General features: G+C 42.5%; 23 protein-coding genes, 3 pseudogenes and 1 riboswitch. Of the genes and pseudogenes, 1 reads left to right on the top strand and 25 read right to left on the bottom strand.

Going from position 1 to position 25,216, the window contains the following annotated elements; genetic code table 11:
• Positions 1-3: 3 nt before the first annotated feature.
• From aroC to PCORN_RS05330, 17 genes and pseudogenes are all read right to left on the bottom strand, one after another.
• Entirely contained in the window at positions 4-1,170 is a 1,167-nt protein-coding gene (gene aroC / locus PCORN_RS05415) for a chorismate synthase (protein ID WP_036078297.1), read from the bottom strand.
• A 244-nt stretch (positions 1,171-1,414) separates the two neighbouring features.
• Positions 1,415-1,859: pseudogene (gene ndk, locus PCORN_RS05410) on the bottom strand (nucleoside-diphosphate kinase).
• Between the two features lie 11 nt (positions 1,860-1,870).
• A complete protein-coding gene (gene hepT, locus PCORN_RS05405; protein ID WP_036078294.1) occupies positions 1,871-2,836 on the bottom strand; it encodes a heptaprenyl diphosphate synthase component II in 966 nt (321 codons plus the stop codon).
• A 9-nt stretch (positions 2,837-2,845) separates the two neighbouring features.
• The gene (locus PCORN_RS05400) at positions 2,846-3,559 is read right to left on the bottom strand and encodes a demethylmenaquinone methyltransferase (protein WP_036078529.1); all 714 of its coding nucleotides are present in this window, start codon (positions 3,557-3,559) and stop codon (positions 2,846-2,848) included.
• Between the two features lie 16 nt (positions 3,560-3,575).
• Positions 3,576-4,340, bottom strand: coding sequence for a heptaprenyl diphosphate synthase component 1 (locus tag PCORN_RS05395; protein ID WP_036078292.1), 765 nt, complete (start codon positions 4,338-4,340; stop codon positions 3,576-3,578).
• An 88-nt stretch (positions 4,341-4,428) separates the two neighbouring features.
• Positions 4,429-4,995 (bottom strand): GTP cyclohydrolase I FolE, encoded by a 567-nt coding sequence (gene folE, locus PCORN_RS05390; protein ID WP_036078290.1) that lies wholly within the window; start codon positions 4,993-4,995, stop codon positions 4,429-4,431.
• A 399-nt stretch (positions 4,996-5,394) separates the two neighbouring features.
• Positions 5,395-5,670 (bottom strand): HU family DNA-binding protein, encoded by a 276-nt coding sequence (locus PCORN_RS05385; RefSeq protein WP_003720260.1) that lies wholly within the window; start codon positions 5,668-5,670, stop codon positions 5,395-5,397.
• A 412-nt stretch (positions 5,671-6,082) separates the two neighbouring features.
• Positions 6,083-7,066 (bottom strand): tyrosine-protein phosphatase, encoded by a 984-nt coding sequence (locus tag PCORN_RS05380; protein WP_036078528.1) that lies wholly within the window; start codon positions 7,064-7,066, stop codon positions 6,083-6,085.
• 157 nt (positions 7,067-7,223) lie between these two features.
• Positions 7,224-8,243: an NAD(P)H-dependent glycerol-3-phosphate dehydrogenase gene (locus PCORN_RS05375; protein WP_036078286.1), complete on the bottom strand. Its 1,020-nt coding sequence runs from the start codon at positions 8,241-8,243 to the stop codon at positions 7,224-7,226.
• Positions 8,244-8,256: 13 nt separating this feature from the next.
• Positions 8,257-9,567: a ribosome biogenesis GTPase Der gene (gene der, locus PCORN_RS05370; protein ID WP_036078284.1), complete on the bottom strand. Its 1,311-nt coding sequence runs from the start codon at positions 9,565-9,567 to the stop codon at positions 8,257-8,259.
• A gap of 29 nt (positions 9,568-9,596) precedes the next feature.
• Positions 9,597-9,797: a hypothetical protein gene (locus PCORN_RS05365; protein ID WP_036078282.1), complete on the bottom strand. Its 201-nt coding sequence runs from the start codon at positions 9,795-9,797 to the stop codon at positions 9,597-9,599.
• 119 nt (positions 9,798-9,916) lie between these two features.
• Entirely contained in the window at positions 9,917-11,065 is a 1,149-nt protein-coding gene (rpsA, locus tag PCORN_RS05360) for a 30S ribosomal protein S1 (RefSeq protein WP_036078279.1), read from the bottom strand.
• A 279-nt stretch (positions 11,066-11,344) separates the two neighbouring features.
• A complete protein-coding gene (cmk, locus tag PCORN_RS05355) occupies positions 11,345-12,019 on the bottom strand; it encodes a (d)CMP kinase (RefSeq protein ID WP_036078277.1) in 675 nt (224 codons plus the stop codon).
• Between the two features lie 22 nt (positions 12,020-12,041).
• Positions 12,042-13,004: an asparaginase gene (locus PCORN_RS05350; protein ID WP_036078275.1), complete on the bottom strand. Its 963-nt coding sequence runs from the start codon at positions 13,002-13,004 to the stop codon at positions 12,042-12,044.
• Positions 13,005-13,085: 81 nt separating this feature from the next.
• The gene (locus PCORN_RS05345; RefSeq protein ID WP_051999275.1) at positions 13,086-13,862 is read right to left on the bottom strand and encodes a LysM peptidoglycan-binding domain-containing protein; all 777 of its coding nucleotides are present in this window, start codon (positions 13,860-13,862) and stop codon (positions 13,086-13,088) included.
• Positions 13,863-14,218: 356 nt separating this feature from the next.
• Positions 14,219-15,620 (bottom strand): annotated as a pseudogene (locus PCORN_RS05335) (RecQ family ATP-dependent DNA helicase).
• Positions 15,611-16,621, bottom strand: a complete 1,011-nt coding sequence (locus PCORN_RS05330) for a YpbB family protein (protein ID WP_036078526.1) — start codon at positions 16,619-16,621, stop codon at positions 15,611-15,613. Before PCORN_RS05330 ends, PCORN_RS05335 begins: the two are co-directional and overlap by 10 nt.
• A gap of 171 nt (positions 16,622-16,792) precedes the next feature.
• On the opposite strand from PCORN_RS05330, the gene PCORN_RS05325 reads away from it, so the two are divergent.
• The gene (locus PCORN_RS05325; protein WP_036078270.1) at positions 16,793-17,041 is read left to right on the top strand and encodes a ferredoxin; all 249 of its coding nucleotides are present in this window, start codon (positions 16,793-16,795) and stop codon (positions 17,039-17,041) included.
• Positions 17,042-17,056: 15 nt separating this feature from the next.
• Here the strand turns inward: PCORN_RS05325 and PCORN_RS05320 are convergent, their stop codons facing one another.
• From PCORN_RS05320 to lysA, 8 genes and pseudogenes are all read right to left on the bottom strand, one after another.
• A complete protein-coding gene (locus tag PCORN_RS05320) occupies positions 17,057-17,665 on the bottom strand; it encodes an ECF transporter S component (protein ID WP_036078268.1) in 609 nt (202 codons plus the stop codon).
• Positions 17,666-17,915: 250 nt separating this feature from the next.
• Positions 17,916-18,041: riboswitch (FMN riboswitch) on the bottom strand.
• A gap of 64 nt (positions 18,042-18,105) precedes the next feature.
• Positions 18,106-18,633 (bottom strand): acyl-CoA thioesterase, encoded by a 528-nt coding sequence (locus tag PCORN_RS05310; RefSeq protein WP_420912018.1) that lies wholly within the window; start codon positions 18,631-18,633, stop codon positions 18,106-18,108.
• 9 nt (positions 18,634-18,642) lie between these two features.
• On the bottom strand, positions 18,643-20,424 hold the full coding sequence (locus PCORN_RS05305; RefSeq protein WP_036078264.1) for an ATP-binding protein: 1,782 nt from the start codon (positions 20,422-20,424) through the stop codon (positions 18,643-18,645).
• Between the two features lie 112 nt (positions 20,425-20,536).
• On the bottom strand, positions 20,537-21,256 hold the full coding sequence (locus PCORN_RS05300; protein ID WP_036078261.1) for a response regulator transcription factor: 720 nt from the start codon (positions 21,254-21,256) through the stop codon (positions 20,537-20,539).
• Between the two features lie 361 nt (positions 21,257-21,617).
• Positions 21,618-22,348 (bottom strand): annotated as a pseudogene (locus PCORN_RS05295) (pseudouridine synthase).
• A gap of 46 nt (positions 22,349-22,394) precedes the next feature.
• Entirely contained in the window at positions 22,395-22,967 is a 573-nt protein-coding gene (scpB, locus tag PCORN_RS05290) for an SMC-Scp complex subunit ScpB (protein WP_036078257.1), read from the bottom strand.
• On the bottom strand, positions 22,964-23,707 hold the full coding sequence (locus PCORN_RS05285) for a segregation/condensation protein A (protein ID WP_036078256.1): 744 nt from the start codon (positions 23,705-23,707) through the stop codon (positions 22,964-22,966). The genes scpB and PCORN_RS05285 overlap by 4 nt, the downstream gene beginning before the upstream one ends.
• A gap of 12 nt (positions 23,708-23,719) precedes the next feature.
• Complete coding sequence (lysA, locus tag PCORN_RS05280; protein WP_036078255.1) at positions 23,720-25,030, bottom strand: diaminopimelate decarboxylase; 1,311 nt, start codon at positions 25,028-25,030, stop codon at positions 23,720-23,722.
• Between the last annotated feature and the right edge of the window lie 186 nt (positions 25,031-25,216).

Here is a 25,216-nt window from a genome sequence, read left to right as displayed (position 1 = left end):
TTTTTAAAACTCCTTCGTCATGGCACGATGCTCTTCCACATGCGCCCGTAGTACATCAAAACGATCGCTATCAAATTTCTCCAAGATCGCTTGCGCTACTTCCCAAGCAACAACGGCTTCCGCAACAACACTCGCCGCAGGAACAGCACAGCTATCAGAACGCTCCACGCTCGCGTTAAATACTTCCTTCGAATCAATATCCACACTTTGAAGAGGCTTGTATAATGTTGGAATCGGCTTCATAACACCGCGAACCACAATCGGCATCCCGTTCGTCATCCCACCTTCAAAACCACCAAGATTGTTCGTGCGTCTCGTATAACCATCTTCCTCCGACCACAGAATCTCATCCATGACTTCACTACCAGGTTTACGTGCCGCTTCAAAACCAACGCCAAACTCCGCACCTTTAAACGCATTGATGCTGACGATAGCCTGCGCAATTTTCGCATCAAGCTTACGATCCCATTGCACATAGCTACCAAGGCCAGCAGGTACGCCACCAACGACAACTTCGACAATACCGCCAATCGTATCGCCATTTTTCTTCGCTTCATCGATCTTCTGCTTCATCTCTTCTTCTTTTGCCATATCCAAACAACGCACAGAAGACGCCTCAGAAATCTCTTGAATCTCCTTAATCGAATAATCACGCGTCAATTCCGCACGCACACCACCGATTTCGAGCACATGCCCAGCAACTTCAATGCCGAGCTCTAGCAATAATTTCCGAGCAATCGCACCAGCCGCAACCCGTACCGTTGTTTCACGAGCCGAAGAACGCTCCAATACATTGCGCATATCACGATGTCCGTATTTCATCCCACCAACCAAATCCGCATGACCTGGACGTGGACGAGAAACTTTCCGCGATGCCTCTTTTTCCGCAGGTACTGGCTCAATACTCATCACCGTTTCCCATTTTTTCCAATCTTTATTCTCCACAAAAATAGCAACAGGCGATCCCATCGTTTTACCGTGACGAACCCCTGCTGAAATTTGCGCCCGATCCGTTTCAATACGCATCCGTGCACCACGTCCGTGTCCACCTTGACGTCTCTTCAAATCCGTATTAATATCCTCCGCCAAAAGCGGCATCCCTGCTGGCAATCCCTCAATAATTGTCGTAAGTCCTGGACCATGTGATTCTCCCGCTGTTAAATATCTCATTTTTCAACTTCCTCTCCATCTATTTAATCTTTCTTTTATTTCAAAAATAAGTCTTATTATTTTAGCGCTTTAAAGTGTATGTGTAGTATCATATCATAATTTGCCACCTACGTAAACAAGAAAAGCGCCAAAACTCACTAAATACACAAAAAGCGCTTCTATTTGGAAGACTTGCGAACTTCCGGCTCTTCTGTAAATTCCGGTTCACTCCAATCTCCAAATACAAACGCCCTAGCATCATTATCTATAACCACACATCTATCGCTTTATCATACGACAGCAACTCTTCTGCTTTAAAAAATAAACCAATCTCACGCGCCGCACTTTCGACCGAATCCGAGCCATGAATCACATTCCGATTCATATGTACCGCGAAATCCCCGCGAATCGTTCCTTGTTCAGCCTCAAGCGGGTTCGTTTTGCCCATCATCAAGCGCGCAATCGCAACTGCCTCGTCGCCTTCCCAAACCATGGCAAAAACTGGACCAGATGTGATAAATTCTAAGAGATCTGGAAAGAAAGGCTTGCCGATATGCTCCGCGTAATGTTGTTTTGCCAATTCTTCATTAATACGCATCAACTTTGCACCAACTAATTTGAGTCCTTTTTTTCTCCAAACGCGCCACGACTTCACCAATCAAGCCACGCTCGACACCATCCGGTTTTACCATCAAATACGTTCTCTCCATCTTCCTACCTCCTAGTATTTTCTCTTATCCAAAAATTGCACAATCTGCTTCAATGGCTTCAGTTCCTTCGACGGTGGAAACTCCTCTAAAATCGCAATCGCCTTTTGCAAATAACTCTCCGCAACCGCTTCCGATTTCTTAATCGCCCCAGATGCTTTAATCGCTGCAATAAATGCTTGCATCTCATCTTTTGACGTCTGCTCCGTAATCTCACGCAACTTCATCCGAAAAGTCTCATCCTCCATCGCAAAAAAGACAGGCAAGGTAATATTTCCTTGTCGCAAATCATCCCCCGCCGGCTTACCAAGCGACTTCTCCGATCCAGTAAAATCAAGAATATCATCCGTAATCTGGAACGACATCCCTACATAATACCCAAACAAAAACAGTTTCCGATGCAGCTTCGAATCCAATTGTGCTACAATCCCGCCAAGCTGACAACTTGCTGCAATCAAAAGTGCCGTCTTACGCTTAATTCGGCGCAAATACGTCCGTACATTTTGATTGAAGTTGTATTTGGCACGCAATTGTTCAATCTCACCAACAGCAAGCTCCACCGTCACATTCGAAAGCACTTGGTGCGCCTCTTGGTTCATAATTTTTGTCATGTATTCCAGTGACTTCGCAAACAAGAAGTCCCCTGTATACATCGCAACGTGGTTCCCCCACTTCGACTTAATGGTTGGAAGTCCACGCCTCACATCCGCATCATCTACCACATCATCATGCACAATCGACGCCATATGTATTAATTCCACTGCCACTGCCGCCTGCTCTACCTGATTCCATTCAAACTGACCAAGCCGTGCTGTGAGGCAAACAAAAATCGGTCTAATCCGCTTTCCTCCAGCATCAAGGAGTTGTAAAGCCGCCTCTTCAATTAAAGGTGCCTGTTCGGATGCAACTGCTCTGCGCAATTCCTCTTCAATGGTAGCCACATCCGCTTGAATATTAGAATATAGAAAATTAAGTTTCATCTGCCCCACCTATTGTTCTTTCTTTTTATACCCAAAATGCGTCGCGCTCGCCCCACCACTATGTGGAACATAACGGACATGATTAAATCCAGCCTCTTGGAACATATCTGCTAATTTTTTCATACCTGGGAAACTTCGCGTCGATTCTTCCAACCAAGCGTATTCTTCATAACTTTTTGCAAATAATTTACCCATTAAAGGCATCATATGGCGGAAATAAAAGAAGAATAGCTGATTATAACCCGGAATCGTTGGTGTTGATGTATCCAAACAAGTCAACAATCCACCCGGTTTCAACACACGGTACATTTCCTGCAAAACCGTCATATAATCCGGCACGTTGCGCAAACCAAAACCAATCGTCACATAATCAAACGAATTATCCGCAAATGGCAATTCCATCGCATTCCCATGCATTAATGTAATATTAGAATACGGCGAGTCGATCACTTTTTCTTGACCTACCGCCAACATGTTCTCACTAAAATCCAGACCAATAACCGAACCTTCCGCACCAACCGCTTCCGCCATCGCAAGCGTCCAATCCGCCGTCCCACAACAAACATCAAGCGCCGAAGAACCAGCCTTCACACGCATAAAATCCATCGTTGTTTGACGCCATTTCGCGTGTAAATGGAAACTAATCAAGCTATTCATTCGGTCATAGCTAGGAGAAATTTTTTCGAACACATTGTGAACTTTCTCTTCTTTCGTTTCTATCATACCCATCATTTCTCCTCTATCGTCCGAGTAGCTCCTGCAAACGTTTCTCTGTCATATCAGAAATCGCTAACCCGCCCATATTTGCCTTGATTTCAGCCTTTAGTGTCACAATCAAATCCTCTAACCACATCGCAAAATCAGCCTGCGCATTTAATGCCATATACCCGTGCTCATATGCCGCCTGAAACAACGAACTACCAGTCACCAACCAATTTTTACGTTCCTCTAAAAGATACGTCAGCAAAATCGCGCGCGCCCCAACAAACGTAAAAGCCTCATCGCACCCGAAATAAGTCGCAAACCTAGAAAAAATAGCTGCTTTGGACATCACTAAATGTGCTAAATAATCCTCGTCGCCAGTAATATGCAATTGATAAAGATTGACCTTCGCCTCATTCGTCTCTTGGACACCACGTTGTAAAGCCGCCAGCAAATCAATCATACCAAATTCAGACAACGCCCGGTAATATAAACTACTATAAAAATCACCAGCAAGCACCGTTAATTGGCGTTCTTGCCACGTTTTTTGCTTCACATCACCCGGCTCATCAATCTCATCGTGCGTATCATGAGCTAAAATCACATACAGTGTCGCACCAATCACCTGATGAGCCACACCATCGTCTAAATCAGTCCCTCTAATCGCCTCATGTAGCCACAACATCTGATCCTTATCCATTTTCGGCCCATCAAAATTTTCGCCTAAAAAACGATAAGCTGTCTGATCTAAAACAAGTGCCTCTACCTGTTTCAACTGCGCTACGCCACCTTGATAACTCATTTACAAAATCCCCTTCAAATCTCGTTTATCCTGTATCGTAAATTATACCATAACCTTCACAAAAATCGCCATCAGCTTGGCTAGCCGCTTAATTCTTAATGAGCGCCATAACCTCACTACGCAACTTATCATCATTTCTAAAAGCCCCACGAACAGCACTTGTAACCGTTCTGGCACCTGGTTTATTGACACCACGAATCGTCATACACATATGCTCCGCCTCTAAAATAACCATGACGCCAAGCGGTTTTAATTTATCCATCATAATTTCCGCTACCGTTGTCGTAATACGCTCTTGCAATTGCGGACGTTTACTTACATCATCTACCACACGCGCCAACTTGCTAAGCCCAGCTACCCGACCATTTTGCGGCAAATAAGCTACATGCGCTACGCCAAAAAACGGCACTAAGTGATGCTCACACATCGACGAAAACCGAATATCTTTCACTAAAACCAGTTCTTCATGCTGCTCTTCAAAAACCGTATTAAAATGAATCGAAGGATCCTTTTGCAATCCAGAAAAAACTTCTTCATACATTCTTGCAACACGCATTGGCGTATCAAGTAATCCTTCGCGCTCAGGATTCTCTCCAACCGCCTCTAAAATAATTTTGACCGCATCTGCAATCTTTTGTTTATCTATTTGCTCCATAATATTCCCCTTTATAAACCCGTCGTTACCTACCTCGTTATTTTAACATAGCAAGTAAACCAGGTAAATGTTAATCACTCATGGTTTTGTTGCTACAACAGATAAATCGGTGGCAATCGTTCGCATTGTTGGGGCTGTTCGACATGAAAAGAGTTACAGCCCCAATATGTATGAGAGTGAAACGAGCATGTAATCCATTGTTGTTTCGCGGAATACAAACGCTTTCGCTCGGCTTGTGTGAAGTAGAATGTACGTCCTACAGCCTAGAGAAAATGATTTATAGCTATTCATAATTCAGTGGTTAACATTTTTTGTGAACTAGTAAACTTACATTTAGGCAACAAAAAAAAGGAATTCCGGGGAACTCCTTTTTTTTTTGTGCTTAAAAAGTGTATGTAGTTATTTAACAGCTTCTTTAAGCGCCTTACCTGGTTTGAATGCAGGAACTTTGCTTGCAGGAATGTCAATCTCTTCCTTCGTACGTGGGTTGCGTCCTTTACGGGCAGCACGTTCACGAACTTCAAAGTTACCAAATCCGATTAATTGAACTTTTTCACCTTTAGATAAAGAAGTTTGGATAGTTTCAAAAACAGCTTCTACAGCTTTAGCAGCGTCTTTTTTAGAAAGATCTGCAAGTTCTGCTACGCTATTTACTAAATCAGTTTTGTTTGCCATTGTTTTTTCACCTCCTTAAGAGAATAATACCAAATGAGCAGGTCTTCCTTAACACTTGTATTATCCATTTCCCAAAATAAGCTAAACTTCTATGGAAATTCTAAGAAGAATTTCAGCTGGAATGGCATTTTATCGCCATTTCAGTGATTCTGATAAAAGATTATCACATTATCCCTACAACTGCAAGGATTTAGAAGCGAGAAGCTTTATTTTTTTACAAAAAAAGATTTTCTTTAATCCTTCTAGTCCTAGTTCTGGAAACGTGATTGTATCAAGCTGTTAAGCATAATACTAACGCGAGAGACCTATAATAGCAAGTAAAAACACACCAAATAGGAAAAATAGTTCAAATTCCTTAAAAAATGAACAGAAATCGGCGCTTTTGCCTGACAACTCTAGGTTTCAACTACTATTATCCTTCTAACATCATAGATTGGAATTTTGCTTTTTTGGAAGCGCTAATTCCAATTCCTTTTTCCAAATAAGCATCTACCGAACCGTATTGTTTCTTCATCTCATCAAAAGCAATTTCTAAATAGGCGGCTTTCGCTTCTGCCATTGGCCGGAAATTTTCAAGTTCTATTTTTTCTGTATTTCCCGAGAATGCTTCGACTAGACCTTGCATCTCACCTAGAATGTCATCCGCATATTGATTTGTAAGCTCATAATCGGCTAGAATCGTTTTTTCCGGTATATCTAACAACTTTAATAAAAGGGCCCCTAAAACGCCTGTACGATCCTTTCCGGCCGTGCAATGGAATAGGAATGGCAAATCTTCTTGATCAATGACATATTCTAGAATTTCACGAAAACCATCTTTAGATTGCACAAAAACACGATAGCTTTCTCCCATCAAAGGTTCATAGACACGATGATCCTCTGGAATCTCCATTTTTTGCGTTTCACTCGACTCATTTTTAGCCGTTCCAATCGGAATATGACGGTTCGCAACACCTGGAAGGGATGGTGATGGTTTCGCTGCAATCTCGGACGTACTACGCAGATCGCAAACCCACTTTATCCCCATTTTTTCTAGTGTTAACTCATCTTTAGCCGTCAAATTGGTAAGGAGCGAAGAACGGTATAATTGCCCCCACTTCACCGTTTTTCCAGCTGTGTTCACGTAACCACCTAAATCTCGAAAATTGAAACAACCTTCCAATGGAATGATTCGTTCCCCGATGACTTCCTTCGATCCATCTGGCTTTTGAATCGTGAAAAAGACCGGCAAATCCTCTGTTAAAAGTAGAAAATGTGTCTCTTTATCTATTACTAATAACTGTTTTTTTGATGCGCTAGGTTCTGCTGTATGGCTCTGATAAATCGTTGAACCCGCTGGAATATCTCCTGACGACCACGTAAGCGACAATTGTGTTCCTGTTCTTTGCACTTGTATCATCGTTTATCCCTCCAAATTTGTCTAGATTTTAACTCTATAGTAACATAAAACCCCCTACAAAATAAGCTGCAGGAGGTTTTCAGCGTGTCAACAAACACTCATTTTCGTTGACACGCTAAAAGTTTGGGTGAAATATCATATAAAGCAGATTCTTTTAATACTCTTCTTTTTCTAGTTTGCGATCGCGCCCCATCAGGCGGTCAACGGCAATCTGAGGGTCTTCTTTTTCAAATAGGACTTGGTAGATTGCTTCTGTGATTGGCATGTCAATATCGAGCTTTTTCGCCCATTGATGAACTGCTTTAGCTGTGCGCACGCCTTCCACGACCATTCCCATGTTTTTAAGAACACGTTCCAAGCTCTCACCTTTACCAAGCATATTGCCAGCACGCCAGTTTCTCGAGTGCACACTTGTACATGTAACGATCAAATCACCGATACCAGTTAGTCCATAAAACGTCTGTGGATCAGCGCCAGCCGTTACGCCAAGTCGCGTAATTTCAGCCATACCGCGCGTCATTAAGGCTGCTTTGGCATTATCGCCGTAACCCAGGCCATCTGTAATTCCAGCGCCAAGTGCGATAATATTTTTCAAAGCGCCGCCAATTTCAGCACCAATCACGTCCTCATTCGTATAAACCCGCAAATTATTGTTTAAAAAAGCATCCTGAACAATTTCCGCAGCTGCTAAATCTTTGCAACTCGCGCAAAGCGTTGTTGGATGGTGACGGACAACCTCTTCGGCATGGCTAGGCCCAGATAAAACAACAAGCGCAGAACGTTTCTCAGGTTCAATTTCTTCCTCGATCACTTGTGTCATCCGCAAGTTGGTATCAGGCTCAATACCTTTACTCACGTGCACAAGCAATGTCGGCTCTTTTAAGGCATCATTTAGTTGACTACAAACAATCCTCATAGCGCTCGTCGGAATCGCAATAACGACCATCTCCGCGCCGGCTAGGGCTTCCTCCAATACGAGAGTTGCTCGCATCTTCGGTGAAAGCGTCATATCAGGAAGATAATGTTGATTGGTATGCTTGGTATTCAGTTCCTCAACCACTTCTGCGTGATTTCCCCAAATAACAACATCATGCCCATTTTCAATCAAAACTAGTGCCAATCCAGTGCCCCAACTTCCAGCACCAAGAACAGCAATCTTTTGTTTTTTCGTCATTAAAATCTCTCCTTTATTTTCTCTGGCGTGCGATTAAACGAATCGGTGTACCATCAAATGGGAAGGCATCGCGAATTCGATTTTCTAAGAATCGTTCGTAAGAGAAATGCATCATTTCTGGTTCGTTTACAAAGACTACAAACGTTGGTGGTCTAACCGCAACCTGCGTCGTGTAGTAGATTTTCAGACGTTTGCCTTTATCCATTGGTGATGGGTTCATTGCAACGGCATCCATGATAACATCGTTCAATAGACTTGACTGTACGCGTAAAGAATGGTTGTTGCTGATGTCGTTAATCATTGGGAATAGGTTAGTCAAGCGTTGTTTCGTTACCGCTGACACGAATACAATCGGTGCATACGACAAGAATAGGAATTGTTCACGGATATCTTGAATAAACGCGTTCATTGTTTTCTCGTCTTTTTCAATGGCATCCCATTTGTTTACCACAACTAAAATACCGCGTCCGGCTTCATGTGCATAGCCTGCAATTCGCTTATCTTGCTCACGAATTCCTTCTTCGGCATTCAACACAACTAAAACAACGTCGCTTCGTTCAATCGCTCGCATCGCACGTAATACGCTATATTTTTCTGTCGATTCATATACTTTCCCGCGTTTACGCATCCCGGCTGTATCAATCATCACGTACTCTTGCCCTTCAAATTCATAAGGCGTATCAATCGCATCACGCGTCGTTCCAGCAATATCTGAAACAATCACGCGCTGTTCGCCTAATAAAGCATTCAAAATGGAGGATTTACCAACATTCGGGCGGCCAATAAGAGAGAATTTGATTACATTTTCATCGTATTCTTCTTCGTCAAGTTCTGGGAATTTCTTGAAGACTTCATCTAGTAAATCTCCAAGACCCAAACCATGCGATCCCGAAATTGGGAAGGGCTCGCCGAATCCAAGCGAATAGAAATCATAAACCTGATCGCGCATCTCCGGATTATCGACTTTATTAATCGCTAAAACAATCGGTTTTTTAGATCGATATAAAATTTTGGCCACTTGTTCATCTGCATCTGTTACGCCTTCACGACCATTCGTAATAAAAATGATAACGTCTGCTTCATCAATCGCGATCTCTGCCTGCGCCTTAATTTGCGCTAAAAATGGCTCATCTCCTAAATCAATTCCACCTGTATCAATAATATTAAAATCACGTCCAAGCCAATCAGCCGAATTATAAATCCGGTCCCGCGTGACACCTGGAATATCTTCCACAATCGAGACACGTTCGCCGACGATGCGGTTGAAAATAGTGGATTTGCCGACGTTCGGACGACCGACAATTGCTACTACTGGTTTAACCATTATTTCACCTTCTTTTTCTTTAAATTACTTCAGACTTTCTTTAGTTTAACAGTAAACACGCCTAGTATCAACTTAAATTTCACAAATAAAAAGCGAGGAGCTGGTAACACGTAAACAATACGTGATACTAGCTTCCCGCCCCAGCGGATAAAAAAGTTAGAACTTTCAGCGCGTCGACAAATACCCATTTTCGTCGTTAAAAGCTCCGTTCCGATGCTCACGTACCACATACGTACCACTCCGGTACTCGCCTTTGCCTAGAAACTAGGCATTTCTCGACACGTTGAGGTTTAGCAGAAAATCATGTTTAGTAGTTTTTTCTAACCTCTGGAAGTTAAAACTTTATCGCTTATTTATCATCTGTTGTCTTTAAATTCTTTAGTTTGTCGCCGATTAAATCACCAAGTTGGAACCCGGTGCTTTCTTCTGGCAACTCATAATCAGCAACCTCAGCAGGCGCTTCTGTCAACTCTTTAATGCTAAGTGACAAGCGCTTGTCTACTTCATTCACATCCAGAACCTTCACTTCAATTTCTTGGCCCTCTTTTAGTACTTCTTGAGGTGTACCAATATGTTGATGCGAAATTTGAGAAATGTGGACTAATCCTTCGACACCTGGAAAAATTTCAACAAAGGCACCGAATGTTACAAGACGCGCTACTTTACCTTTTAGAACAGAACCAACTGGCGCTTTTTCAGAGATATCATCCCAAGGGCCCGGTTGTGTTTCTTTAATGGATAAAGAGATGCGTTCATTTGCTGGATCTACACCAATAACTTTTACTGTCACGGTTTGTCCTTCTTCTAAAACGTCAGATGGTGATGCGATATGTTGGTAAGAGATTTGAGAAATGTGAACTAAACCATCAATGCCATTCATATCAACGAAAGCGCCAAAGCTAGTTAAGCGTTGAACCGTTCCTTCGACAACATCGCCTTCTTTAATTTCATTCAAACGTTCTTGTTTCTTGCCTGATTTTTCTGCTTCGACAACAGCACGATGCGATAAAATCACACGGTTGTTCTCTGGCTCAAATTCTACCACTTTAAATGTCAACGTTTGGTCTTTATAAGACGCAAAATCTTCTACAAAATGGTCCTCTACAAGGGATGCAGGAACGAATGCGCGCACGCCAAGATCAACTACTAAGCCGCCTTTTACAACATCATTAACGACTGCTTCGAATACTTCACCAGATTCGAATTTCGCTTTAATATCATCGACAGATTGAAGCGCGTCTACTTTACGTTTAGATAATACCAATACATCGTCTTCTACTTTCAAAACGATTAGGTCTAACGTATCGCCAACACTCGCAACATCAGATGCTTGCTCAATATGAACATTAGATAATTCACTGATTGGGACAACACCATCTAGTTTGGAATCAGGAATACCAACGTAAACCTGTTTATCCTCTACACTAGTAACAGTACCAGTTACTTTGTCGCCTTCTTCAAAATTTCTAACTTCTACATCATTTAATTCTTCAGACATGTATAGCCCTCCTCTAAAAACGTTTATCGTAAGCTAGGACTTTCCCAAGATTGACTGTTTCAAGATAAGTAAGCGCAAAAAAAGCGATAAAATAAGCATGAATACGAATTCAATCTAAAATAGGTTTTCGAAAATCCTGTTAGCGAGATAAATTCTCTCTCTACTAACTTCCTACAAATACGTTCATTTGTCAAGTTTTTTAGGTCGAATTCACGTGATTTTTCTTACTAAAAATAAAAATAAACTGCAAATCTAGACTTCCATAGAAATTGTATAGACTTACTCAGCGATTTTTTCTTCCGCTAATTGGTGAATCGCTGTCGCTACTTCCGCAATGCTCATCGATGTCGTATCAAGCTCAATCGCGTCCTCCGCCTTCTGCAATGGCGAGTGTTCTCTTGTGTAATCGAGGTGATCGCGTTCTTCTATCTCTTTTTTTAATTGCTCCAAATTGCTCGGAAACCCTTTGGAGACATTCTCTTTATAACGACGTTCTGCACGTTCATCGACGCTTGCTAGCAAGAATATTTTCAGCTCCGCATGTGGTAAAACCGCTGTGCCAATATCACGACCATCCATCACAATACCGCCTTCTATCGCGAAAACTTGTTGTCGTTTCTGCAACTCTTCTCGCACGACGGGGTGTGCTGCAACTTCAGAGACATTCGCGGTTACTTCCAACGAACGAATCACTTCCGTCACGTTTTCTCCACCAATAAATACTTGCTGTACTTCCCCTGGCTCGAAGCGAATGGATGTTTCCTCCAGCATTTCGCCTAGTGCCGCCTCATCATTTAGCGGTACTTTTTGCGAAATTGCAGCATAGGTAACAGCGCGGTACATCGCTCCTGTATCAATATAAATATAATGCAATTCCTTCGCGACAATTTTTGCCACCGTACTTTTTCCCGCAGCAGCAGGTCCGTCAATCGCGATACAAATCTTTTTGCTCATTTTATGGTTCGACTCCTTTGTCTTATCTGAAATTAGTTTGGCAAATCTCTTCTTCCGCAGCAATTAAAACCGCCAATTTCATGCGTGCCTTTTTGCTGTCATAATCTTTCCCGAGAATGACCCCTTTTTTATAGAGATCATACGTGCTACCTTCGTAATCATAAGTTGTGTAAACATTGCCTTCTTCAGCGCTTGTCGAGATAACAATCGGAATGCCCGCTGCTAATGCACGTTCGATTGCCGGCATCATTCTCGGCGCTACTTGCCCCCGTCCCACGCCTTCCAAAACGATTCCATCCGCACCAGCATCACACGCTGCATCGATAAATAATCCATCCGCTTCCAAGTAACATTTCACGATGTAAACGGATGGCATCGCGCGCTTAATTGGGTACGATTCATGCTCCACAGGTTTCTGATATAGAAAAACTTGATCGTTATCGATGATGCCTAAGTAACCAAATCCAAATGCGCCAAATCCTTGAATATTGGATGCATGGACTTTCTTAACATAGCGCGCTGCAAAAATACGTTCATTGAAAACGACAACTGTCCCAGTATCACGCAGTTCCTTCACGCTCGCCGTATAAATCGCATGCCGAATATTAATATAAGCATCCGATCCAGCTTCACCAGGCGCCCGTTGCGATCCCGTTACGACAACCGGCCTAGCATCGCTAATCGCCAAATCAAGAAAATAAGCCGTTTCCTCCAGGGAATCCGTCCCGTGTGTCACGACAATCCCATCGTATGTATCATCCTTAAAAATTTGCGTCACCAAATCCTTTAACGACAACAAATCTTGAAACGTAATATGCATCGATGGCAACTGAAACGTCGAAAAAATGTCAATCTGAATTTCTGCGGGCAGTTCACAAAGCGCCGCCAATTCTTGCCCAGAGAGTTCCCCCGAAGCCAAACGCCCCGACTCCGTTTTCGTACTCGCAATCGTTCCACCCGTCGTAATCAAAGCTACTTTTGCCAAAAAACACACCTTGCTTCCCAGAAAAAAATCGAGAAAAACGGTTCGTTGTCATTCTCGATTTTTCTTATTTTTTTCATATGTTTATTGTGGAATCTTAAGCACCGTTCCAATTGGCACGTTGTCATTCGTTATGCTATTCGCTTGCTTAATTTTTGCGACATTCGCTGCCACGTTTGTATTACCGTAGGCTTGACGCGCAATTTTGTATAGCGTATCGCCAGCAGCAACAGTGTGAGAGGATCCTGCCTCATTCGCTGCTTTCTCTGTGGCATCCTTTTCTTTCTGCCTCGCTTCGGCTGCCAAACGCTCTTCTTCTGCTTTATTCGCAGCTGCAGTTTCTTCTTGTTTACGCGTTTCTTCAGCTTTTGCAGCTGCAATTCGATCTTGCTCTGCTTTTTCAGCCGCGGCTTTCTGAGCTTCTTCTTCCTTCTTCGCTGCTTCTTCCGCTTGTTGTTTCTCTAAAACAGCCTTCTTGTCCGCTTCTTCTTTGGCTTTTGCCTCCGCTGCGGCTTTCTCTTTCGCTTCTTTTATTTTCTCTTCATTGCTCGCGATATTCACTTCTTTTGGCTTCGTTGTCTCTGTTTGGGCGTTCTCCGTCGTCACTTTGTCATCGCTATTAGAGCCGAAATTAAGCACGAACAAATACACACCTAAACACACAATCGGAATAAGCAAAAAGAAAATAATTAATAAATTCAATATTGGATAGCGAAAAATAGCTTTCTTTGATTTATTAGCACGTCTGCTTTGGGAGCGTGATGGAATCGAATCAATATAATCATCATCGTACTCGTCACCTAATTGTTTAAACTCTTGATCGTCTGCCTTACTCATATTTTCGTCTTCTTTCTTAACCACGCGCGACCCCTCCTTCATTCTGATATCTATTTCTCATATCTAACGCACCAATAAAATGGAACAGGATATGAAATATTATTACGGCAATTAAATTCTGATTACTAAATTGAAATAGTCCTGCAATAATTATACTAGTTATTATAACATTGAACAACAGATATACTTTATTTAAATACCGAAAATGCACAAGCACGGACAAAGCTCAGCCGCTCCATCCAATTTAAATACCAAGACTAATAAAAATCATACCAATTCCGAGTGAAATTAACAACCCATTTTGCAATAAAAAAAACGCGTGTTATTTCTTTTTTGGACATATTTTTCATTAACTCAACCGTATTCGCCATATGCCGCCCTCATTTCAGTAAGTACTCCAAATATTTCTGCCAATCTTGTTGCTCCTCTATCGCCGCATTCTCGCCCTTGAAATCAGAAAGGTTCACGCCGCAAATATCGCAACAATTGGAAACAGCCCCTTCTTTTTCCACTTCTTCAAAATAATGACGAACAAAACGACGCCGACACGTGATCCCTTTTATGAAATTCAAAAAGGTATAGAGGTTTTCACGTTTCCAGCCCTTGCGAAACTGGATTTTCTCTTTAATTTGGTTGGGGGTCAAACCAAGCTCCCGATAAAATTCCAGAAAACGCCGCTCCGTTATCGGTAGCTGCTCTGTCAAAGCCGGGCTTAAATGCACCAGTTCTTCTTCTGGCAAATCACGATCCTGAAGCTGCAATTGAATCGCCTCATCCCCATCCACATAAAGCAAAATCGCAATACTCGGCGCGCCATCCCTTCCAGCACGACCAATCTCCTGTAAATACGCCTCCAAATCACCCGGCATATGAAAATGAATCACATAACGAATATCCCCTTTATCAATCCCCATTCCAAACGCACTCGTCGCACAAATAAGATGGAGTTGATTCTGAATAAACTGCTGCTGAATCGTCACACGGTCCTCACCACTCATATCCCCGTGATAAAAAGCCGTACGCAACCCATGCTGTTCTGCAATCTCATAAGCATAACGCTCCGCCAATTTCTTACTAGAAAAATAAACGATACCAGGTCCTTTTAGCGAACCCGTCAATTTCAAAAGTTGCGCCTGCTTCTCAAGCCTCGAATCCAATTTTTGCACATCCATCGCGATATTCGGTCGATCTACAGAATGGATCACATCCGTACACATCATCAAACGCAATTGCGTTTTAATATCCGCGCGCACTTTTTTCGTCGCTGTCGCTGTCAAAACGAGCGTCACCGGGGAGCCAAGTTCCTCCCTAACCGCACCAAGTTCCAAATAATCCGGTCTAAAATCGTGCCCCCACTGAGAAATGCAATGCGCCTCATCCACTACAAAAAGCCCAATCGTCAAGCGCTTAATTGCCATCCGAATTTGCCTATTAGCAAGCATTTCCGGAGAAACAAAAATAAATTTATACGCCGATAAATCCTCAAGCGCGCGCTGTTTCTCCTGCAAACTAAGGAAACTGTTCAGCGCAACTACTCGTTTTTCTCCATTGGCTCGCATCCGCTCCACCTGATCTTGCATCAACGACAAAAGTGGCGATACAATAAGTACCGTACCATCTAGCAAATATCCGGACAACTGGTAGCATACCGTTTTTCCAGTCCCCGTTGGTAACATCGCAAAGCAATCTTTCCCCTCCAATACGTGTGTCACGACTTCACGCTGACCCACTCTAAAATCACGGAACCCTAAAAAAACGTTCTAATTCCTGCTCTAACTGCATATGACGCCACTCCTTCTAGTAATCAGCGCTAATCTAATTTGGAAATAATCCAATGCTGGAAATGCCTGCTTGATATCCTTTAAAGATCGCCATTGTTGTTGGGAAATCGCCGTAACCATCTCATCATCCACCCAAGATGCCACATAAAACCCTGGAATCGTCGCCGCAATTTCGACTATATGATCTTGAATTGTGCTTTCTTTCAAATGCCTTACCGCAGCCATCTTCTCAAATGAAACACCTTGTTCCGCAAGTTGCCACGTTTTCCGAGCCGAACTCGTCAATCCTTGCGCTGCATCTGGCATCAATCCAAATAAAAGCGGAAAATCATGCGCCATCCGAGCAAACAACTGGTGCAAACCATTCACCCACGCAAAATAATATTCCCAGGGCGATAACCCTAGTTCCGTAGCCACTTGAAGGGCTGTTTTACCAATATAATCCCCACCAGAAAAACGCGCGACATAAAGCGCACCATCCACCTGCTGCAACCATTGCTCCAACTCCAAATAAAAATGCCCACGTATCACATCTTTTGTCTCACCCGCCAAATGCTCCGTCAACCACCGTTTCACCGCCATTTGGGACTGCTCATCCCGAATAATCGGTAAATAATGCTTTTGTTCATGTTTGAAATTACTAAAAACCTGAATCGCTAAAAGCAACCTTTCAAAAAAAGGCCCCGTCCGATTTTGATACAAAAATCCGTCTATGTACGGAAAGCGCGTCCTAAATGGCGTCTCGATTTCCGTCAATAATCCAACACCATCTTCCGTTATGCGGAGCAAACCATCCTGCTGCATCCGCTGTAGCCTCGCATCAAAATTCATCTGTCTGAGCGTCGGCACACAGCCAAATAGAGAGGTCACTCCAAACAAATGCGAATCCTGCACCGCCTGCCCCGTCCGTTTTCCCGTCGCAACCGCAAACAAAAAAGCCGGTTTTCGTTTCAATGGAAAAGACGCAATAATCGCCAACAAATAATGATCTAATTCATCCACCCCAACCAGCTCCTTTCCGTTCTTTTCATCTATTCTAACACGAAAACATTTGTTCGGCATCCCTATTTCTCAAAAAAAGTTTTTTAACCCCTTATTAGACACTTTCTCCAAATGGTTCTATAATAACAGAAAGAAGCGTTTCCCAACTAAAACTAGGAGGTATCAAAAAGCATGAAATATACCATTGTCGACCAATCTACATGCATCGCGTGCGGTGCGTGTTCCGTCCAGGCTCCCGCTATTTTCGACTACAACGACGAGGGCCTAGCCTACAACACACTTGATCATAACAGCGGCACTAAACCCATCCCATCGCAATTAGAAAACGACGCGATTGACGCTGAACAAGCCTGCCCATCCCTATCCATAAAAATAGCGGACCACCCATTTCAAGGCGATCCGCTAAAATTTGAATCCTGACTATCTCAAAAAGCATTACACAACGCCGTGATGCTTCTTATCTTTTTTCACCTTTAATTTTACAATCGTATTTTTCAAAATCCACGATCTCATTCTGCCGTAAACTAAGATGAATACCGCTCCTACAACGACACCCTTTAGCAAATTAAACGGTATAATCGCCGTCGTAACAAGCGCTGCAATATTCGTTCCAGCAGGCAAACCTCCAACCGTGATATAAAAAGGCAACAAAATAAAGTAATTAAACAACGACATCATCACTGTCATCGTCACCGCACCAATCCCAGCACCTAAAATCATCGCTTTCGTCGAGCGTGTATAGCGGAAAACATAGTAAATCGGTAGCACGAAACAAATACCAGATAAGAAATTCGCTAATTCCCCGATTGGGACCCCAACAAAGCTCCCCGTTACTAAATACTCCAAGACATTCTTCACAAACTCAATCAACACAATCGCAAGCGGTCCGAATAATAAACCGCCAATAATAGCAGGAATATCACTGAAATCTAGTTTTAAAAATGGTGCACTTGGCAATAATGGAAACTGAATTAACATGATGACAAACGCCACCGCTCCCAATACTGCAATACTTACAAACGCCTTTAAAGAATACTTCTTCATCAAAATCACTTCTCCTTAGATGTTCATCCTAAGAATCTGCGGTTTCCCTTTATTTATGAGCACACAAAACATGAAAAAAATCCCCCGAAAATGCATTCGAGGGACGGTATGTGAAAATCCAAACAAGCACAGTATATTCAAATAAGACTCCAGAAAACCACGCTAAAAAAAAACGTAGCTCAAAAACGTCCAATCCAAATAGACCATAACTAGCCAATTTTTCAAGTAAGTGCGCCAAAAGTAAGCGAACCAACATCTCCTCCCATCCAGACTATACTGTCGGTTTTGGAATTACACCAAATCAACCATCTCAAAAAGAAACAGTTCGTGGACTTTAACCACCGGTCGGGAATTACACCCTGCCCCGAAGATGAACTATATTTTATTGTATTACGTACGTTATTGTACCATAAGCAAAGCCCTCATGCAAAACCGCTTGCTTATCCCCAAGGAATCTCCGTTGAAAGCGCCGCTGCAAGTTCTCGACTTTGCGCCAAACGTTTCTTCCTTGCCAAACTACGTTCTTGCGCATCACGACTAATCATTTTCTCCTCATCTGATTGCGCGACAACGGTTGGGACTTCTACTGTTTTGCCATTATCATCAATCGCGACAAACGTCAGAAAAGAAGTAGCTGCCAAATAACGATCCCCATTTTTCAAATTTTCCGCAATGACTTTCACGAAAATCTCCATCGATGAACGTCCCGTCGAAGCCACGTAGGACTCCAAACATACCGAATGATCATTTTTAATGGGTTGTAAGAAATCGACCGAATCTGTCGAGGCCGTCACAATTCCAGTCCGACAATGCCGGGAAGCACTGATGGATGCTGTATCATCAATATATGTCATCAAGCGCCCACCAAATAGCGTATTATGATTATTTGTATCGGATGGAAAGACCCGACTTGTCTTAATTACCAATGAATCTTTACAAAATTTTTGCATGCGTTCTGTCAATTTCATCAAACTCCTTTATATATCCGTAGAAAGCGGCAACGTGACAATAAATGTCGAACCGATGCCAAGATGACTCTCCACTGTTATTTTACCATTATGCGCCTCGACGATATTTTTTACAATCGATAAACCTATTCCAGTACCTGTTTTCCCGCGAGTTCGTGCCTTGTCTGCTTTATAAAACCGCTCAAACAAGAAAGGAATATCAGCCTCAGGAATCCCGCTTCCGTTATCAATAATCTTAATGACGAGTTCATCCGAGTGAAAATCTGCCGTTTCATGCACTTCTACAATTCCCTCGTAGTCTTCTCTACCCGTGTGACGAATTGCATTCATGATTAAATTCACCAATACCTGCTCCATGCGGTCAGGATCAAACGTATACTCCAAATCAGGATCATCGACCACCAATTGCAATTTCACATTATTATCCTTCGCCAGCACTTCAAAATTGGAAACTACTTTATCTAGGAATGGCGCCACTGGCAAGCGCTGTTTATCCAACTGCTCAAAACCAGCTTCCATCCGCGCTAAATCAAGCATATCATTCACGAGACGTCCAATTCGCAACGATTCATCATAAATAATCTGCGCAAATTCACGCACCTCTTCATCGGTCTGCGCTACACCATCAATAATCGCCTCACTGTAGCCTTGTAGCATCGAAATCGGCGTCCGCAACTCATGTGACACATTATTCACAAAATCGCTCTTCATCTTCTCTAGACGCTTCTCCTCCGTCATATCTCTGATTACCGTAACGATACTCCGAATATCATCCCCATTATAAAGCAATGTCAAAATGGCGACATAGGTTTGGTCGCCAAACACAATTTCACCAACTTGCTCCTCACGCGTTTCCAAAATATTCGTCAGCATCAGATCCAAGTTTGGCGGTATAAGCACTTTATCCTCATTTTCCGTCGAAAAGAACCAATCATGTAAAAACTGTTCCGCAGGCGGATTACTCAAAATAATCGTCTTATCGATGTTGAATTTAATAACCCCGTCCGCCATCCCAACTAGAATATTGGACAACTGCTCCTTCTCTTGCCTTAACGCGCTAATATTGTATTTCAGTTGTTGTGCCATCTTGTTAAAGGCAATCCCTAAATCACCAATCTCATCATGCGTATACGTTGGCACCCGATTATCAAAGTTCCCTTTCGATACAGCAATCGCAATCTTTTTCATTTCTCGCAGCGGGTACGCCATCCGTGACGATAAAATAAACGACAACACGGAAGTAACTAGAATTGCCATAATACCAGATATCAGCAACGTTTTGGTCACCTGTCCTGTCAATTTCAAAATATCTTCATACGACCTATAAACATAGACCGTATTGATATTACCATCTAACGTCTTAAATCGCTGCGCTCCCATATGTACGGCTTCATCATTACTTTCACCATAGAAATTATATTGTTCCAAGATAAATTTCCCCTCAGATAAATGGTCATTCATTTTCTTATCCTCGAACAAATGCGTATATGCTTCCGTACCTAAATGCATAGACGTCTGTTTAGAAGCAACTACTTTCCCCTTCTGCTCCACGATTACACCTGTCGACTTATCCAATAGCTGAAAGGCAGATGAAAGCGTCTCGGTATCCGTCCCCTCTTCAATTAAATTCCCTATATGCTCTGTCGTCGCCTCAATTCCACCAGTGATTTGCTCCGTATTTTTGTCTTCATAAACAATCGCAATGAAAAATCCGGTTGCTACTAGAACTCCCGTTAGTAAAAGAATAATCGTTCCCCAAATTTTTCCGACGATACTATGCCAAAATCTCATTGTCACCAGCCCTTTGATCCGAATTTCAAGCACCTCGTTGCTTGCCGTTTATACAATAATATCAAGAAATAGATAGGCTTTGTTAAACCTATCTATTTCTATATGGACTATTTCACTCTGTTTCTGTCACTTCAAACTTGTAGCCTAAACCCCAGACGGTCACAATCATTTTAGCTGCTTCCTCTGAAACGTCAAATAATTTCTCGCGGAGACGTTTCACATGCGTATCAATCGTACGTAAGTCTCCAAAAAACTCATAACGCCAAACTTCTTTTAATAGCGATTCACGATCAAACACTTTATCCGGTGATTTCGCTAAATAATATAGTAAATCATATTCTTTAGGTGTCAAATTAATTTCTTGGCCTTCCACTATAACCCGATGCGCCTCATTATCAATTTTTAAGTGTGGGAAAGTAATGATATCACCTGGTACGCTTGTTGCAACAGGTTGGCTATGTTGTTGCGCACGTCTTAGAACAGCTTTGACACGTAGGACAACTTCACGCGGGCTAAACGGTTTCACGATATAATCGTCTGCGCCAACCTCAAATCCTTGCACGCGATTCGCTTCCTCACCTTTTGCTGTCAACATAACAACCGGAGTCGCTTTATATTCACGCAATTCGCGACAAACCTCAATGCCGTCTTTTCCTGGCATCATCAAATCAAGCAAAATGACATCATAACTATTATCAATTGCGAGCTGTAACGCTTGATCTCCATCACTAGCCTCTTCAATTTTATAATTCTCACGTTCAAGATACATCTTAAGTAAACGCCTGATCCGGTCTTCGTCATCCACAACGAGAATTTTAACTTGCTCACTCATAGGTAATCATCCCCTTACTCGTTTCTCTAAAAAAGGAAACTTATTTCGGTATGTATTCATATTCCCTAGTCTTTCGTACCTTTTTATTGTCATTTTGTTCACAACTCAACTATAGCACAGACAAGCCCAAATTAAAAAAGGAAAGTCACTATCTTGGACAAATTATACATGCTTTTTTTTATTTTAGCCATTTTTAAGCCTTAGTTTGTGAAAAATAATGAATACTTTACATAAATCGGCAACAAAAAAACTAGGGAAAAAGACATACGCTTCCCTAGATTTTCATTGAAAAAGTAATATTATCTGTTATTCTCTACTGTCGTTATATTTCCCCTGAACTCTAAGTTATTCACTTAAAAAACTATTTCTTATCACCAAATTGCGTCAGCGCCTTTAATCTCTTCACTTCATGATGTGTCAATTCTCTGCGTTCGCCAGCATTCAACCCTTTTAAATCAAGAAAAGCATAGGCTTCGCGTGATAATTTCTGAACTGGATGGCCAATCGTGTCAAACATTTTGCGGACTTGGCGATTACGTCCTTCATGAATGATAACCTCAATGATTGCCTTCTCTTTCTTCTTATCAAATGTTTGTAAACGGACTTTCGCTTTTGCCGTCTTACGCCCTTCAATCATGACGCCATTTTCTAATTTGCGCAAAGCTTCTTTGGACGGAATCCCTTTTACACGCGCGATGTATCTCTTTTCAACTTCATATTTCGGATGCATTAATTGATTTGCAAAATCGCCATCATTCGTCATCAATAGCAAGCCCGAAGTATCATAATCTAGACGCCCAACTGGTATAACCGTTCTGGGATGTCCACGAAAAAGTCAGACACAACGCGGCGTTTCTTATCGTCCGATACAGCGGACATGACGCTACGTGGCTTGTACAACAGAAAATAGCGTTTCACTTCTTGCGTTAGCTCGATGCCGTTTACCTCGATTTTATCCGAGTTACCAACCTTAAGACCCAACTCTCGAACCACTTTTCCGTTAACCTTTACTTTTCCTTCTTCAATCATCACTTCGGCTTTTCTACGCGACGTGATTCCTGCATTCGCAATTACTTTTTGTAACCGTTCCATCTTGCACCTCTTTTTAGCTATTCACTAATTATTATTCCATCTATACCTATTTCCCACCAAAACGATCAAAAAACAAGTCCATCTCATCTTGAATCATTTCCTCAGAATCTATGTTGTCCATCGATGGTAAATCATCTAATTTATTCAAACCGAAGCAATCCAAAAATTCGGATGTCGTTACATACAGTTTAGCACGACCAGCACCTTCTACGCGACCTTTATCCATTATCAAACCCTTCGCAATCAACGTATGAATCGGACCATCCGTTTTCACACCACGAATATCATCAATCTCCATCCGTGTAATTGGTTGACGATAGGCAACAATAGCCAATGTTTCAAGCGATGCCTGAGAAAGTGTCGTGTTACCAGGTACTTCGACTAATTTTCGCAAATAGGTTGCATGCTCTTTTTTCGTCGCTAGTTGAAACGTCCCTGCGAGCTCTAACAGAACAATACCACGTTCTGCCGATTTTGCATAGTTATCACTGAGCGTCTCCAACAAATTCAGCGCTTCAATATGACTGATTTCCATGACCTCTGTCAGTTGTTTCGTGCTCAGCCCTTCATCCCCAGCCGCAAATAGCAAGCTCTCAAGGATTCCTAATTTTTTACTCACAGCTCTTCTTCACCTCTACTAAAAACATATAACGTCGCAAAACTACCCGACTGCTCCACACTGATTTGGCGACGTTTCATCAGTTCCAATACAGCCAAAAACGTCACAATTAAGTCATCCTTTGTCGCCGCATCAAACAAATCCTCAAATACGACACGACCGCTCGCAACCTCCATCCGATCCATCACATCATTCATCCGCTGATCAATCGAAATCTCCTGCTTCGTAATACGTGTATGAAGCGGCTGACTTAGTTTTTTACGACGGAGCATCTTGTGAAAAGCCCCCAACATATCATTGAGCGACACGTCTAAATTCGCTTGCTTGCCAGACGTATCGTATTCCCCCAAATCCATCGGCGCCTTCCCAAAATAAAAATTGCGCTCCGACTCTTTTTCTTTCAATTGTTTCGCAGCTTCTTTAAACCGCTTGTATTCCATCAATCTCTCCACTAATTCATCACGCGGATCGACAGAATCATCGAATTCAAAATCAACCTCAAGCTCCTGTTTTGGCAACAACATTTTACTTTTAATCGCCAAAAGCGTCGCCGCCATCACAAGATATTCGCTAGCAACATCGAGTTCCATCTCTTTCATCAAGTGGATGTATTCCAAATATTGATCCGTAATATCCGCCATCGGGATGTCATAAATATCAATTTCTAATTGCTGAATCAGTTGAAGAAGCAAATCAAGCGGGCCCTCAAAAGCCTCTACTTTAAAATTAATTCCTGTCATAGAAAGCCCACCTTAATGAAGCGGTAAATCCAGTTGTACTAGATTTTCATAAGTTTCGCGTGCTACAACCAGTTTATCTTCCCCGTTCTCCACGAAAACAACCGCAGCACGAGGAATTCGATTGTAATTATTCGCCATCGAATAACCGTAAGCGCCTGTACAGAATACTGCGAGAACCTCACCAGCGTCCGATTTTGGAAGTGGCAAATCCCAAATCAACATATCGCCAGACTCACAACATTTTCCAGCAATAGATACCGTCTCATCCGGCTCTTCTAACGGGCGTTCCGCGATGACAGCATCATATTTCGCCTCATATAAAGATGGTCTAATATTATCCGACATTCCGCCATCCACAGCCACATAGCTACGAATCTCGGGCACCTCTTTACGCGAACCAATCGTATAAAGCGTCGTACCCGCCTCACCAACAAGCGAACGACCAGGTTCAATCCAAATCTCCGGCATGTCTAAATTGTTACCCATCGCAACCTCACGCACATCCGCAATAATTTCACGCACATACTGCGATGGTGGCAATGGTGTATCATCCGCCGTATAACGCACCCCAAAACCACCACCGAGATTAAGTACCTCCGCATGAAAACCAAGCGAGTCACGCCAAACAACTAACTGCTCCATAATCCGATGCGCCGCCAATTTAAAACCAGTCGTCTCAAAAATTTGCGACCCAATATGGCAATGCAACCCAATCAAATGGAAAACATCGATTGCGAGTACACGCTTAATCGCATCCTCCGCTTGCCCATTCGTCAAACCAAATCCAAATTTAGAATCATCTTGCCCGGTCAAAATATAATCATGCGTATGCGCCTCAATACCAGGCGTTACACGAATCAAAACAGACACAGAAGCCTCTTTTTCACGCAAAATTTCCGCAAGCAGTTCAATCTCATAAAAATTATCGATCACGATACAGCCGATGCCATACTCAATCGCCATTTCCATCTCATGTCTCGTCTTATTATTACCATGAAAATGAATCCGCTCCGCTGGGAATCCAGCTTGCATTGCCGTATATAATTCACCGCCAGAAACAACATCCAGCGACAGCCCCTCTTCATGCATCAATTGATAAATCGCAACCGCCGAAAAAGCTTTACTCGCATAAGCAACCTGCGCCTTCACGCCAAGCTCCTCAAACGTTCTCTTAAAACCGCGAGCACGCTCTTTGATCAACGCAACGTCATATACATAAAGCGGTGTGCCATATTTTTGCGCCAGCTTCAAAGTGTCCACCCCTCCAATTTCTAGATGTCCAACTTCATTCACTCGCATAGTCCCAAATGATTCAAACGCCACGTCAATCCCACCTTTGCTAAATTAATCACACCAAACCCTCGTTCACCAACAAATGATTCATCCCTATGAAAAAATGAGTACCGACACGAAACGTACGACCTGTATCAGCGTATCGGAACAGAATTTTTAACGACGGGAGTGTGTGTTTGTCGGTGCGTGAAGATATAAAAGTTCTTTTATATAGTA

This window comes from Listeria cornellensis FSL F6-0969, from assembly GCF_000525855.1.
In the GTDB taxonomy this organism is placed as follows: domain Bacteria; phylum Bacillota; class Bacilli; order Lactobacillales; family Listeriaceae; genus Listeria_A; species Listeria_A cornellensis.
Note: the sequence above shows the minus strand (reverse complement) of the source record. Positions and strands in the feature narration are given on the sequence as shown.